This window comes from Halobacillus sp. ABR2_026, assembly GCF_056158545.1.
Genome location: NZ_JBSWTM010000001.1, coordinates 2,927,728 through 2,940,848 on the forward strand (window position 1 = coordinate 2,927,728; position 13,121 = coordinate 2,940,848).

Annotated in this window: 13 protein-coding genes, 1 pseudogene and 2 riboswitches; of the genes and pseudogenes, 1 reads left to right on the forward strand and 13 read right to left on the reverse strand. The window is 42.2% G+C overall.

Annotation, left to right across the window (positions count from 1 at the left end):
- Position 1 precedes the first annotated feature (1 nt).
- The 6 genes from sufC to ACXADE_RS15190 all read right to left on the reverse strand — a co-directional run bounded on the left by sufC (position 2) and on the right by ACXADE_RS15190 (position 4,391).
- Positions 2 to 781: a Fe-S cluster assembly ATPase SufC gene (gene sufC / locus ACXADE_RS15165; RefSeq protein WP_089654165.1), complete on the reverse strand. Its 780-nt coding sequence runs from the start codon at positions 779 to 781 to the stop codon at positions 2 to 4.
- Positions 782 to 1,021: 240 nt separating this feature from the next.
- Positions 1,022 to 1,162, reverse strand: a complete 141-nt coding sequence (locus ACXADE_RS15170) for a YuzK family famiily protein (protein ID WP_474981276.1) — start codon at positions 1,160 to 1,162, stop codon at positions 1,022 to 1,024.
- A 226-nt stretch (positions 1,163 to 1,388) separates the two neighbouring features.
- Positions 1,389 to 1,754, reverse strand: coding sequence for a carboxymuconolactone decarboxylase family protein (locus ACXADE_RS15175; RefSeq protein ID WP_474981277.1), 366 nt, complete (start codon positions 1,752 to 1,754; stop codon positions 1,389 to 1,391).
- A 66-nt stretch (positions 1,755 to 1,820) separates the two neighbouring features.
- Positions 1,821 to 2,678, reverse strand: a complete 858-nt coding sequence (locus tag ACXADE_RS15180) for a MetQ/NlpA family ABC transporter substrate-binding protein (protein WP_474981278.1) — start codon at positions 2,676 to 2,678, stop codon at positions 1,821 to 1,823.
- 26 nt (positions 2,679 to 2,704) lie between these two features.
- The gene (locus tag ACXADE_RS15185) at positions 2,705 to 3,373 is read right to left on the reverse strand and encodes a methionine ABC transporter permease (protein ID WP_474981279.1); all 669 of its coding nucleotides are present in this window, start codon (positions 3,371 to 3,373) and stop codon (positions 2,705 to 2,707) included.
- Entirely contained in the window at positions 3,366 to 4,391 is a 1,026-nt protein-coding gene (locus tag ACXADE_RS15190; RefSeq protein ID WP_474981280.1) for a methionine ABC transporter ATP-binding protein, read from the reverse strand. Before ACXADE_RS15190 ends, ACXADE_RS15185 begins: the two co-directional genes overlap by 8 nt.
- A 76-nt stretch (positions 4,392 to 4,467) precedes the next feature.
- A riboswitch (SAM riboswitch) is annotated at positions 4,468 to 4,572 on the reverse strand.
- A 455-nt stretch (positions 4,573 to 5,027) separates the two neighbouring features.
- Positions 5,028 to 5,133: riboswitch (SAM riboswitch) on the reverse strand.
- Between the two features lie 91 nt (positions 5,134 to 5,224).
- Between ACXADE_RS15190 and ACXADE_RS15195 the strand changes: the two genes are divergently transcribed.
- Positions 5,225 to 5,644: a TlpA family protein disulfide reductase gene (locus ACXADE_RS15195; protein WP_474981281.1), complete on the forward strand. Its 420-nt coding sequence runs from the start codon at positions 5,225 to 5,227 to the stop codon at positions 5,642 to 5,644.
- A 122-nt stretch (positions 5,645 to 5,766) separates the two neighbouring features.
- Here the strand turns inward: ACXADE_RS15195 and ACXADE_RS15200 are convergent, their stop codons facing one another.
- The 7 genes and pseudogenes from ACXADE_RS15200 to ACXADE_RS15230 all read right to left on the reverse strand — a co-directional run bounded on the left by ACXADE_RS15200 (position 5,767) and on the right by ACXADE_RS15230 (position 12,978).
- A complete protein-coding gene (locus tag ACXADE_RS15200; RefSeq protein WP_474981282.1) occupies positions 5,767 to 6,078 on the reverse strand; it encodes a thioredoxin family protein in 312 nt (103 codons plus the stop codon).
- A gap of 10 nt (positions 6,079 to 6,088) precedes the next feature.
- On the reverse strand, positions 6,089 to 6,436 hold the full coding sequence (locus ACXADE_RS15205) for a toprim domain-containing protein (protein ID WP_474981283.1): 348 nt from the start codon (positions 6,434 to 6,436) through the stop codon (positions 6,089 to 6,091).
- Positions 6,437 to 6,560: 124 nt separating this feature from the next.
- A complete protein-coding gene (gene gcvH, locus ACXADE_RS15210) occupies positions 6,561 to 6,944 on the reverse strand; it encodes a glycine cleavage system protein GcvH (RefSeq protein ID WP_474981284.1) in 384 nt (127 codons plus the stop codon).
- Between the two features lie 87 nt (positions 6,945 to 7,031).
- A complete protein-coding gene (locus tag ACXADE_RS15215) occupies positions 7,032 to 7,388 on the reverse strand; it encodes an arsenate reductase family protein (protein WP_474981285.1) in 357 nt (118 codons plus the stop codon).
- Positions 7,389 to 7,577: 189 nt separating this feature from the next.
- The gene (locus ACXADE_RS15220; RefSeq protein WP_474981286.1) at positions 7,578 to 9,359 is read right to left on the reverse strand and encodes an acyl-CoA dehydrogenase family protein; all 1,782 of its coding nucleotides are present in this window, start codon (positions 9,357 to 9,359) and stop codon (positions 7,578 to 7,580) included.
- A gap of 18 nt (positions 9,360 to 9,377) precedes the next feature.
- On the reverse strand, positions 9,378 to 10,553 hold the full coding sequence (locus ACXADE_RS15225) for an acetyl-CoA C-acetyltransferase (protein WP_474981287.1): 1,176 nt from the start codon (positions 10,551 to 10,553) through the stop codon (positions 9,378 to 9,380).
- A 26-nt stretch (positions 10,554 to 10,579) separates the two neighbouring features.
- Positions 10,580 to 12,978, reverse strand: a pseudogene (locus ACXADE_RS15230) (3-hydroxyacyl-CoA dehydrogenase/enoyl-CoA hydratase family protein).
- Positions 12,979 to 13,121: the final 143 nt, after the last annotated feature.

Sequence of the window (13,121 nt, forward strand, 5' to 3'; positions counted from 1 at the left end):
ATTACGCGTTAACGGTTTCGTCTTCGATGCCAAGTTCCTGTTTGATCCAGTCATAACCTTCCGCTTCAAGACGCTGGGAAAGTTCTGGTCCGCCGGATTTAACAACACGGCCCTGCATCATAACGTGTACTTTATCAGGAGTGATGTAGTTCAATAGACGCTGGTAGTGAGTGATGATCAAGCAACCGAAAGCATCGTTACGCATTTCGTTGATTCCTTTTGCAACGACTTTCAATGCATCAATATCAAGTCCTGAATCAATTTCGTCCAAGATAGCAATCGCTGGTTGAATCATCATTAATTGTAGGATCTCGTTGCGCTTTTTCTCACCGCCAGAGAAACCTTCGTTAAGATAACGCTGTGCCATGTTTTTATCCATATCAAGCGTATCCATCTTAGCGTCCATCTCTTTGATGAATTTCATAAGAGAGATTTCATCGCCTTCTTCACGGTGAGCATTAATAGAAGAACGTAGGAAATCAGAGTTTGTTACACCACTGATTTCACTAGGATATTGCATAGCAAGGAATAGACCTGCTTGAGCGCGCTCGTCCACTTCCATTTCAAGAACGTTCTCGCCATCAAGCAAAACTTCACCTTTTGTCACTTCATATTTAGGGTGACCCATAATTGCGGAAGCTAGTGTAGATTTACCAGTTCCGTTTGGTCCCATAACGGCGTGGAATTCCCCACCGTTGATTGTTAAATTAACACCTTTAAGGATTTCTTGACCTTCGATTTCTACGTGAAGATCCTTGATTTCTAAAGTTGATCCTGCCATAAATGAATACCTCCAGTATCTATTATTATTGAATGTCCAAGTTGATCGGAATCAAAGAACTATTCTCAATTTATTCTCATTACAATCTTATATCATTTAGTGTGTGTTATCAACTTTTTCCCCCTCTGCAAAATGAAGGGATTATGATAGATCAACACCAAAATTCGTCGCTTTTCATCAATATTATAACATGAAAAAATCAGGTGGCTAAACACACCTGATTTTAGAAAATTGTATCTATTACCTATGAAGCTGTCGATCAACCTGGGCAAACATCTTTTGACTCTCTTCGAATTCACGTTGGCGTTTTTCTTCCACTTTCAAGCGTGTATCCAACTTCCTGCTGTACTCCGCATAGCTCATGTTATGTGCCTGATGCATGGCCTTCTCCATATCAGCAGTATAATTCAAACTGAGATCGTCACTAATAACGAATCAATCCTTTCAGATTATTTACACAATTTAAAGTAACACAATTTCTATACCCTTATAAACCCCCCTGAAACTTTAAATTTGCGTAAAATAAATACTGAACACCAATGTAAGCGCTTAACTCGTTTGATACTATACTATACATTAAATTTCCTCGAATTTTCTAATTAATCAATTAATTAACAGTTGTAGTCAAGTCCATATATGCATCCTGCACAAGAGTTACCGCCTGACTAAGAGCAGCCCCTCCTCCGAATGCTGCTGCTACACCGCAAGCCTCAAGAATTTCCTTTTCAGTAGCCCCTTGATCTACACACCCTTTGGTATGATAAATCATACAGTATTCGTCCTGGGCAACGATACTTATTCCTAAAGCCATCAATTGTTTATCTTTCTTTGACAACTCCCCCGCTTTAAAACATTCTTCTGTGAATGCATCAAATTTATGGGCAACTTCCGGCATATGTTCTCTGAAAGAACCCATTCCTTCCTTATAATCATGTAGGTACGTTTGCGTCCATGTCATATTTTGCTCCTGCATAAGGTGACCTCCCAATAAAAAATAAGTGACTGCGGTTAGTATCACCGCAGTCACTCTTTTTATCCGCTATTCCGCACCCTCTGACACTGGAACAACGGCTCCATCATATTCTTCTTTAATAAAGTTTACAATTTCTTCAGAACGAAGAACTTCCACGAGTGTATTCAACGCTTCGTTATCTTTATCTTCACTGTTGGCAGCAACCACATTCACATACGGGGAATCAGATGACTCGAGAATGATGGAATCTTCACTTGGAGAGAGTCCAGCTTCGATGGCATAGTTGGTATTAATCGCTACAAGGACATTTTCTTCACGTTGATAGACTTGTGGAAGATTAGCCGCATCTACACCTGTATCAAACTCGATGTTTTTTGGGTTTTCTACAATATCCTGCACTGTTGCATCAACTTTTTCGACACTTTCATCCAACTTGATCAATCCCTCTTTTTCAAGAAGAGAAAGGATACGTCCATGTGTGGATACAGAACGACTCATTACAAGCGTTGTGCCATCTTCAACGTCTTCCAGGCTTTCATACTTTTGAGAATACACACCGATCGGTTCAATGTGAATCCCTCCGAGATTTGCAAAGTCATATCCTTTTTCCTCTTCCTGAATCTCCATGTAAGGGATGGTTTGGAAGTAGTTCGCATCAATGCGGCCTTCATCCAAATCCTGGTTTGGCAAGATGTAATCCTGGTACTCTTCAATCGTCAATTCGATTCCTTTTTCTTCAAGCATAGGTTTCGCCTTCTCTAATACTTCCGCGTGTGGAACACTTGTCGCACCTACCTTAATTTCATCAGATCCACTATCTTCACTATCAGAACCTGAAGTGGATTCTCCTTCATCTGATGATCCGCAGGCCGCGAGTACGAATATTAGCAATACAGCTGCAAAACTTGTCCATAGTTTTTTCATGTCTTAATACTCTCCCTTTTTTAAAATTATCTTTTATCCAATTTCCGAGAGATAAGATCTCCGATGAATTGAAATATAAACACGATTAAGATGATTAAAATTGTACAAATGAACACAACATCAAAGTTACTTCTTTGGAAGCCATAAAAGTAAGCAAAATCACCAAGACCACCCGAACCGATAGCACCGGCAACGGCCGTGTAACCGATCAAAGCGATGGCTGTAACAGTAATCCCTGATATAAGGGCGGGCATAGACTCTGGGAGCAAAACCTTAAAAATGATCGTCGAATATTTGGCACCCATGGATTTCGCTGCTTCCACGACTCCTTTATCCACTTCTTTCAAAGCAATTTCCACTAAGCGAGCGTAAAAGGGAGCTCCTCCAATAATTAAAGCCGGTAAGGCTGCCTGGGGCCCTCGAATCGTTCCTAACAGAAAATCTGTAAACGGGAACAATAACAAAATGAGGATAATAAATGGGATTGCCCTGAATACGTTAACGACGGAGGCAGTAATCCAATTCAATGTCTTATTAGCCCACAACCCACCGGGGCCAGTTAAATAAAGCAGGAGGCCTAAAAGCAGCCCCAATACAAATGTGCCAGCCACAGAGATCAGTGTCATGTACAACGTTTCGTTCGTAGCTGTAATCATGTCTTCCAGCCTTACATTAGGAAACCATTGATTAAACATGTGGATTCACCTCCACTTCTACGGACGTCGATTCAATATATTCAATTGCACGTTGCACTTCTTGCTGGTCACCCTCAAACTGGACAAACATGGTTCCATAAGCGCCTTTCTGCGTCTGGGTGATCTTACCGTGAAGGATATTCACATCCAGGGCGAACTGTCTGGAAACATCACTGATGAGGGCCTGGTTGGTACTTTCCCCTACAAAATGGAGCCTTAGAATCTGTCCGGATTGATAATTATCCTTAATCAATTCCATAGAGGTTTCTTTCTCAGGATCCCCCATCACCTGATCCACAAATTTCTTGGTGACGGATTTTTGTGGATGCAGGAAAACATCGAGCACTTCTCCCTGCTCCACAATTTTCCCTTGTTCCATAACTGCCACCTGATGACAAATTTTGCGAATCACGTGCATTTCATGAGTGATTAATACAATAGTAAGACCTAGTTTCTCGTTTATGTCTACCAGAAGGTCGAGGATCGAGTCGGTCGTTTCAGGGTCCAATGCAGATGTCGCTTCATCACAAAGCAGCACTTTAGGGTTATTAGCAAGTGCCCGGGCGATTCCTACCCTTTGCTTTTGGCCGCCACTTAACTGAGAAGGGTAAGAGCCTCCTCGGCCTTTTAAACCAACTAATTCAATCAGCTCGTTGACTCGTTTTTGCCGTTCACCTTTTGTAAAACCCGCAATTTCTAGAGGAAAAGCAATATTGTCATAGACCGTGCGTGACCATAAGAGGTTAAAATGCTGAAAAATCATGCCGATCTCCTGTCTCGCCAGCCTCAATTTGCTTTTGTTCATGGCTGTCAGTTCCTGGTCATCGACACTAATACTTCCGGCTGTCGGGTCCTCCAGTCGGTTGAGTAGGCGGATGAATGTACTTTTACCAGCCCCACTATATCCAATAACCCCGTATATTTCCCCTTTTTTTATATTAAGACTCAGGTCATCCACCGCTCGGACATCCTGATCTTTCGTCTGGAAAATCTTCGATAATCCTTTGATTGTAATCATGCTGTTTCCCTCCAACTAAAAAAGCGCCGCTCTGTGGAGAACAGAGTGGCGCTTTTAATCTACCTGATTTTCTGTTCTCTCATCTGCCAAAGAATCACTTTGCAGGAATTGGCACCTGAGCAATACTATTGCTGGTTGCCGGGCATCGTCGGGCCAGTCCCTCCGCCACTCTGGATAAGAGATTTTAGTATATTAAATTATTATTGCTTTAACTCGTTTAAGCAGTACAAAATGGATTGTAGCACCGTACGAATTTTATGTCAACTCAGAATACAGAGTGTTCAGAAAAAATAAGTGATAAAGAATCTTCCTTCACCTTTTTTAACCAACAGGCTCTGTGGTAAATAGTGTTGGTATTCCCAAAAAAGATTCCATTTCGAGATGGTTGTATAGGTTTAGAGGCTACAGGAAAAGGTGCGTCTTGCTCCATCAATATCTCAAAACGACTTCTTTTGTAAGAGTGTAGAATCTTAAGACCTGTCTTGCAAAAGAGGGCGATTTTCTTTCCTTACCATCGAACAACTAAACTTCGTGTAGGAGCCCGAGGAATACGAGGGATTATCCGGAGCCCTCATACTTTAACAGACACTCTCAATAAAAAAATCCCATCTATGATAGAAGGGATTTATTAGTACCTTCTCATCTATCAAAGTTAAAAACTTTGCAGGATTTAGCACCGTGCAGTTATTCTGCCGGTTGCCGGGCATCGTTGGGCCAGTCCCTCCGCCACTCTGGATAAGTGAAGATGTCGATATGAAATTAATCAATATGTTAGCATGGAAAATAGAAATGCGTCAATCCTAAACGGTCTTTCGGTACAAAGGAGAATGAATATGAATCAGCAAGCACCTTTATTTGAATTGCCCTCTATTAATAAAGCGTTTCATTATAGTCTAAAAGAAGACTTAGGGAAAGTCATCGTATTAACGTTCTGGGCTTCCTGGTGCCCGGATTGCGGCAAAGATTTGCCTAAGAAAGAGCAACTCTATAAAACCATGGATCATGAGAAAGTGAAAATGATAACAATCAATGTGACCGGTCGGGAACGTGATGCAGAAGAAGCCGTCCAATACACAGAGAAGTTTTTGAAACAACCTACCTTATCAGACAACGGACGAACTGTATATGACCTCTATAAATGCGTGGGCGTTCCTACCACTGTAATCATCAATCAAAAAGGGGAAATACATGCTTCTTTTGGTGATCAAGCCCCTTTTCTTGACATTGTAAGTAAATTAGGAGAACTAATATAAACATTGGAATAAAAGAGACAGCGTAAGTCCAACGGACCCATGCTGTCTCTTTTTTATACATTCTACAAACCCTTTTTCTCAAACGTTGAACAAAAACGGTCATTTCCCGGGAAATTGTACCACTATTCTACATACCTTTTTACTTTTTCATACATGAAAGTAACAGAGTGAAAAGCATAGATTTTCTCTTCTACTTCTCCATCTCTTGTCACTAAAAGGCAGGGAACACTTTCAACCTGATAATGCTGCATCCAATCGGGGTGTAAGGAAGCATTCATTTCTGTAAAGACTTCCTTGTGAAAAACACTTTCCAGCGTAGTGAGCATTTTACGCGCTAAGTGACAAGTGGCACAAAACGGGCTATGGATGAACGTTAGACTTGTATGTGAGGACTCAAAAGTTGTCTGTACCTCTGTTGCGAGAATTTCCTCCACAGCCATCCTCCTATATTAGATAAATTGATTTCACGTTAAAGTGTCTACTAAGTAGAGCTCTTGCCAATTCAGGTTCAGGTGTGGCTGCCACTTCCCTGAAAGCACGATCGATATAAATATGCTCAGCATGGGGGAGTTCTTCCGTAAGCTGCTTTCTCAGTTTATATCCTGAATCGTCTTCATCCACCAAAATATAGACGGTGCGTTCATCCAGGTTATGGTCGAATATCATTTCTTCCATTCGTTCAATCCCTAGTGTGCCGTGTGTACAGATGATTTCAATTTCTTCATCCAGAACCTTATTCAATTTCTTTTTATCTGTGATCCCTTCCACAATGACGATACGCTCTCCATCCATCCTCATCACCTACTATATAGAAACAGACCATGCCATCCAGGCATGGTCTGAACATGATTAAGATCAAACGTGATCATGTCAGACAAGGTATCCAATGATCCCTGCCTGTCCAATGCACTAACCTTTAGTCTTCATCAATCATGGCTTCATATTCTTCTGAAGTCATCAAATCGTTGATGTTTGATGGTTCACTTGGTTCTACAACTACCATCCAGGCTTTATCATATGGAGATTCGTTTACATACTCTGGACTGTCTTCAAGTTCTTCGTTCACTTCTACAACTTTACCACTTAACGGGGCATAAAGTTCAGATACCGTTTTTACAGATTCTACACTACCAAATGGTTCATCTGCTTCAAGTTCATCCCCTACTTCAGGAAGCTCTACGAAGACGATATCCCCAAGTTCTGACTGAGCAAATTCAGTGATTCCGACTCTTACTTTTTCTCCTTCTTCTTTCACCCATTCATGTTCTTCAGAATAACGCAAGTCTTTAGGTACGCTCATTTTCATTACCTCCAAAATAAATAGTAATCGTTCAACTACAAATATAAACATAAAAGCTATAAGCTTCTATTCCCAATCAAATGCTCATCAAGACCAAATTCTTTCATACTCTTCCTGCTTGAACCCTACAGTCGTATTTTCACCATCTGTAAGAATTGGGCGTTTGATCAGCATGCCATCAGATGCCAGCCATTCTATCATTTCGTCTTCTTCAGCATCTTTTAGCTTTTCCTTCATGTTCAACTCTCTATACTTTTTTCCGCTGGTATTGAAGAATTTTTTTGCCGGCCGGTCACTGGATGCAATAAAACTCTTCAACTGCTCTTCTGAAGGGGGATCATTGACGATATGTACAGATTCGTAGTCAAACCCTTCATCATCCAACCATTTCTTTGCTTTTTTACATGTACCGCAATTCGGATACCAGTAGAAGGTTAAAGACATCTACAAACCCTCCTTCGATCTTGTTGTCTAATATTTTATCATAACGGAGGGAATGTTTTCATTTTTTTCTACTATTGTTTTATTATCTATTCCAATCCCCAAACCGTACTTCTATTGTATATTGCAAAACAAAGGCCTGCACCTTCGCTTCTTCGAAAGTGCAGGCCCTGTATCACATGGAATTTCTTTTTAAACCGTGTATTTTTCGGCTTCGATCAATGCTTTGGCAATTTCACGTTTTTTAGGAATCACGTTTGTCGGTGTGTGGCGTGTCAGCTTACGAAGAGCGCCCAGCATCATTCGAAGAGAATCTCCGGATTCGGCGGCAATCAATGTTTCTTTGGCATGACCTTCAATCCGATTGAAAGCTTCCTGGACATACACTTGCGTATAAAGAAGTTTCTGCTTGTTTTTCTCTTCCCCTGTTTTGTTGATCGCTTTTTCAGTTCGGAGAACGGCAGATTCCATGTTGTAAATTTCACCCACTATATCAGCAATATTCACAAGAAGTTCCTGCTCATTTTCAAGTTTTTCCCCGTATTTTTGGGCAGCCAGACCTGCGGCTAGTAAACCGATCTTCTTGGCATTTTTCAATAGATATTTTTCTTGCTCAAGTACTTCCACTCCAGGTTCTTCAGGCATCATCATCATAATTTCTTCCTGCAGCGCCTGCGCTTTTTGAAGTAGAGGAAGTTCCCCTTTCATGGCTTTCTTCAATAATGTACCTGGAACAATCATACGGTTGATTTCATTCGTGCCTTCAAAAATACGGTTAATCCTGGAATCGCGGTACATTCTTTCTACTTCATATTCAGCCATGAACCCATAACCACCGTGAATTTGGACCGCTTCATCTACTGCAAAATCCAGAAGTTCTGTACCGAAGACCTTATTCAACGAACATTCAATCGCATATTCTGCAATGACTTTTGCTACTGCGGCACCGTCTTTTAGTTCTTCATCCGATAATTTACCCATGCTCTGTTCAAACAATCCTACTGTCCGGTAAACAGAACTTTCATTTGCATACGTATTCGCGGCTACAGAACCAATTTTTTCTTGAATAAGCGGGAAACTTGCGATTGGAGTTTTAAATTGTTTTCTGTCTTTTGCATACTTTACAGACAATTCGATTGCCCGTTTGGATCCACCCACTCCGCCAATCGCCAATTTATAACGTCCAACATTCAAAATATTAAAAGCTATGATATGACCGCGTCCGATTTCACCCAGCACATTCTCTACAGGTACTTCTGCATCCTCAAGGATTAAAGTACGTGTGGATGAACTCTTAATCCCCATTTTCTTCTCTTCAGGACCAGTAGATACCCCAGGATAATCACGCTCGATGATAAATGCGGTAAATTTATCTCCATCCACCTTCGCATAGACGACAAACACATCAGCAAATGCTGAGTTTGTTATCCACTGTTTCTCCCCATTCAATATATAGTGGGTTCCAGTATCATTTAATTTAGCTGTTGTCTTCGCTCCAAGTGCGTCAGAGCCTGATCCAGGCTCTGTCAGAGCATAAGCCGCGATTTTTTCTCCTGTTGATAGTAGTGGAAGATATTTCTTTTTTTGGTCTTCATTACCGAAGAACACTATAGGAAGCGAGCCGATTCCTACGTGTGCGCCATGCGTAACAGAAAATCCACCTGCACGGGAAAACTTTTCAGTAATTAAGGAAGAACTGATCTTATCCAACTGAAGGCCGCCGTACTCTTCAGGTACATCTGCTCCTAGCAATCCCAGTTCTCCCGCTTGTTTTAACAATGCTACTGAATGTTCGAATTCATGGTTTTCAAGATTATCTATTTTAGGAACAACTTCGCCCAGGACAAAATCTTCCGCAGTTTTTGCAATCATTAAATGTTCATCCGTGAAATCCTCTGGTGTAATTACATCCTGTGCAGCCAAGTCTTCAACAATAAATCCTCCGCCTTTGATCATCTCTTTCAAATCGCTCATCATTTGTTCCTCCCCGGATTAAATTAATTCAAAAACGCCAGCAGCGCCCATTCCTCCACCAATACACATCGTCACAACACCAAACTGCTCATTTCTGCGTTTCATTTCATGAATCAAACTTAACGTCAGCTTTGTACCCGTACATCCTAATGGATGTCCTAGAGCAATGGCGCCACCGTTAACGTTCACCCGGTCTTCATCAAGCCCGAGTTCACGGATGACTCGTAAAGATTGTGAAGCGAAGGCTTCATTCAGTTCAAACAGGCCTATATCCGATAGAGAAAGTCCAGCCATCTTCAATGCTTTTGGTACAGCTTCAATTGGACCGACCCCCATTATTTCCGGCTCTACACCTGCAACAGCGAAAGAACGGAACTTAACGAGAGGTTTAAGACCCTGACTCTCCGCTTTTTCACGGTCCATGACCATTACCGCTGCTGCTCCATCACTCATTTGTGAAGAGTTGCCAGCAGTTACTGAACCTTTCGTGGAGAACGCCGGCCTCAGCTTTCCAAGAACGTCTGTCGTCGTATCCGGGCGTACTCCTTCATCCATGGAAAAGACCTTTGTCGATTCTTTAACCTTGTTATCCGTACCAAGTTCACGGTTCGTCACTTCCACTGGTACGATTTCATCTTCAAATTTCCCTTCCTTGATCGCTTTCGCAGCACGTTCGTGACTTTGGACGGCAAATGCATCCTGCTCTGCTCTTGAAATCTCAAAACGTTTAGCTACTTCTTCAGCCGTGTGCCCCATCGACATGTAATATTCCGGTGCATTTTCAACCAGCTGAATATTAGGTTTAATAACATGGCCTCCCATTGGGATGAGACTCATAGATTCTGCCCCTCCCGCAATGGCTGTATCACTATGTCCAAGCATAATTTTTTCAGCAGCATAAGCGATGCTTTGCAGCCCTGAAGAACAATATCGGTTGATTGTAATGGCCGGTACTTTATGGTGCAGACCAGCAAGCCCCGCAATGTTCCTCGCCATGTTCATGCCCTGCTCAGCTTCTGGCATTGCACATCCGATAATGACATCATCAATATTCCCCTCATAATTTCCAGCCCTTTTCAGAGTTTCCTTAATGGTCAACGCTGCTAAATCATCAGGGCGTGTATGGGCAAGCGCCCCTTTTTTCGCGCGTCCTACTGGTGTTCGAGCTCCTGATACGATTACTGCTTCTCTCACGACTCTTCCCCCTTTTAAATATATGATTAATTGCGTAGCGGCTTCCCTTTCATCAGCATGTGCTGCATTCGCGCTTGAGATTTCGGCTCTCCTACGAGACTAAGGAAAGCTTCACGCTCAAGGTCTAATAGATATTGTTCATCCACAAGTGTGCCTTCTTTCAACTTTCCTCCTGACAAGACAAAAGCAAGTTTTTCGGCTATTTTAAGATCATGTTCACTGGCGTAACCACTTAAAGCAAGAGATTTTGCACCAAGAAGCATGGTGGCATACCCCTGTTCACCCACTACAGGAACTTTGGTACGTTTAGGTGCCGTAAAACCAGAGCCAGCAAGACCGAGAACTTTCTGTTTAGCGTCGTGAAGAAGATGATCTCCGTTCGCACTGATCGCATCCTGCTGATCCAAAAATCCGTTTTCCTTCGCTTCATCTCCAGAAGTTGAGACTTTCGCCATGGCAATCTTTTCAAAAACGCTATTCGCCACCTTCTGAAGATCGAAATCGACACCCTCTGGTATATTTCTCAAATGTTTCATGTAGAGTTCTTTGTTACCGCCTCCGCCAGGAATCAATCCGACCCCTGCTTCTACGAGACCCATGTACGTTTCCTGGGAGGCTTGAATTGCATGAGCAGGCAGACACACCTCTGCTCCCCCCCCCAAGGTCATACCAAAAGGTGCGGCCACGACAGGCTTATCTGAATACTTCAATTTCATCATGCTGTCTTGAAAGCTTTTGACGACCATTTCAATTTCAAAGAAGTTGAAGTCCTGCGCTTCCATAAGAATCATTCCGAGGTTTGCACCTACACAGAAGTTTTTAGACTGGTTACCAATGACGAGTCCCTCGAAGTTTTCATCTACATGATCAATGGCATAGTTGATCATTTGAATGATATCCAATCCGATGGCATTACTCCTCGAGTGGAACTCTAAACCGGCCACGCCGTCACCAAGATCAATCAGGCTTGCCCCGGCGTTCTTTTTGATGACTTCCCGCTCTTCCTTCAAGCGCTTAATATTTATAACTTTCTCATTAAATGACTGTTTCTCATAACTTCCATTATGATGGAAGAAAACGCTCCCATTTTCATGTTTATAAAAAGTTTCGCTTCCTTGTGCCAGCATCTTAAGGATCCAATCAGGGACGTTTTCTCCTTCATTCTTCATACGTTCAACGGAAGCCTTCACCCCTATGCTGTCCCACATTTCAAATGGTCCAAGTTCCCAGCCGAAGCCCCAGCGCATGGCTTCATCAATGGAAGGAACATCATCCGCGATTTCTCCATACAATTCCGCCGAATATAGAAGGACTGGTTTCACTATGGACCACACTAAATCTCCTGCGCGGTCTCCTTCCGCATTTACAAGAGCCTTTAATTTACGGTGTGGGCCTTTTTCTTGCTTAGCCATCTCTGTGGCTTTCGTTTTCAATCTTCCCCGTTTTTCATAATCCATGGTTTCAGGGTTTAACTGAAGGATTTCACTACCGCTTTCTCTTTTTTGTTTAAGGAAAAACCCCTGACCGCTCTTAGAGCCGAGCCAGCCCTTTTGAAGCATCTCCTTCATGAATGAAGGCACTTCAAATGCTCTCTTTTCGTCCCCTTCTACTTGATCGTAAACGTTATTAGCAACATGGATAAATGTATCCAGCCCCACCACATCAAGTGTACGGAAAGTCGCACTCTTCGGCCGTCCAATCATAGGCCCTGTGACAGAATCGACTTCCCCGATAGAGTAGCCTTTTTCCAACATCTGCTGAACAGTGATCAGAAGACCATACGTACCAATTCGGTTGGCGATGAAGTTAGGAGTATCCTTGGCTTCAACGACTCCTTTTCCAAGAACGTTTTCTCCGAACTCTTTCATGAACTGAAGAACGTCCGGGCTTGTATGTTTGGTAGGAATAACCTCCAACAATTTCAGGTAACGGGGAGGATTGAAAAAGTGTGTTCCTAAGAAGTGGGCTTTGAAATCCTCACTGCAATCCTCTGACATATCTTCAATTGAAATCCCAGAAGTATTGGAACTGACGAACGCCCCTGTTTTTCGATGACGGTCGACATCTGCTAATACTTTCTTCTTCACTTCAAGATTTTCTACTACTACTTCAATGATCCAATCCACTTCAGACAAGCGTTCCATATCATCTGTAAAATTACCGACTTCAATCAATTCTAGGTTCTTCTTACTAGTGAGCGGAGACGGCTTCTGCTTGAGCAAGGCTTTTTTATTTTTAGATGCGATGCGGTTTCTAACGACCGGATTTCCAGCGTCAATCCTTTTCCCTTTTCTTCTTCAGTAAGTTCACGCGGAACGATATCCAACATCAATGTTGGAATTCCGACATTCGTTAAATGAGCGGCGATGCCTGCCCCCATAACACCAGATCCAAGAACGGCTGCCCGCTTGATTTTATGATTCATTATAGTTCCCCCTATCTCGTTTGAATGAATACTCATTCATTTTGAAACCAAAAAAATAAGTACGGCTGAATCGTATCTATGTATAATATAAAATATTTTCAGACATTTCGCAATCCTTTTCTCCATTTTCTGTGAAATCTTCC

Bases quoted from the DNA above. Each gene is read 5' to 3' on its own strand.
- sufC (WP_089654165.1), bottom strand. From the start codon at position 781: ATGGCAGGATCAACTTTAGAAATCAAGGATCTTCACGTAGAAATCGAA.
- ACXADE_RS15170 (WP_474981276.1), bottom strand. From the start codon at position 1,162: ATGCATCAGGCACATAACATGAGCTATGCGGAGTACAGCAGGAAGTTG.
- ACXADE_RS15175 (WP_474981277.1), bottom strand. From the start codon at position 1,754: ATGCAGGAGCAAAATATGACATGGACGCAAACGTACCTACATGATTAT.
- ACXADE_RS15180 (WP_474981278.1), bottom strand. From the start codon at position 2,678: ATGAAAAAACTATGGACAAGTTTTGCAGCTGTATTGCTAATATTCGTA.
- ACXADE_RS15185 (WP_474981279.1), bottom strand. From the start codon at position 3,373: ATGTTTAATCAATGGTTTCCTAATGTAAGGCTGGAAGACATGATTACA.
- ACXADE_RS15190 (WP_474981280.1), bottom strand. From the start codon at position 4,391: ATGATTACAATCAAAGGATTATCGAAGATTTTCCAGACGAAAGATCAG.
- ACXADE_RS15195 (WP_474981281.1), top strand. From the start codon at position 5,225: ATGAATCAGCAAGCACCTTTATTTGAATTGCCCTCTATTAATAAAGCG.
- ACXADE_RS15205 (WP_474981283.1), bottom strand. From the start codon at position 6,436: ATGGATGGAGAGCGTATCGTCATTGTGGAAGGGATCACAGATAAAAAG.
- gcvH (WP_474981284.1), bottom strand. From the start codon at position 6,944: ATGAGCGTACCTAAAGACTTGCGTTATTCTGAAGAACATGAATGGGTG.
- ACXADE_RS15215 (WP_474981285.1), bottom strand. From the start codon at position 7,388: ATGTCTTTAACCTTCTACTGGTATCCGAATTGCGGTACATGTAAAAAA.
- ACXADE_RS15220 (WP_474981286.1), bottom strand. From the start codon at position 9,359: ATGAGCGATTTGAAAGAGATGATCAAAGGCGGAGGATTTATTGTTGAA.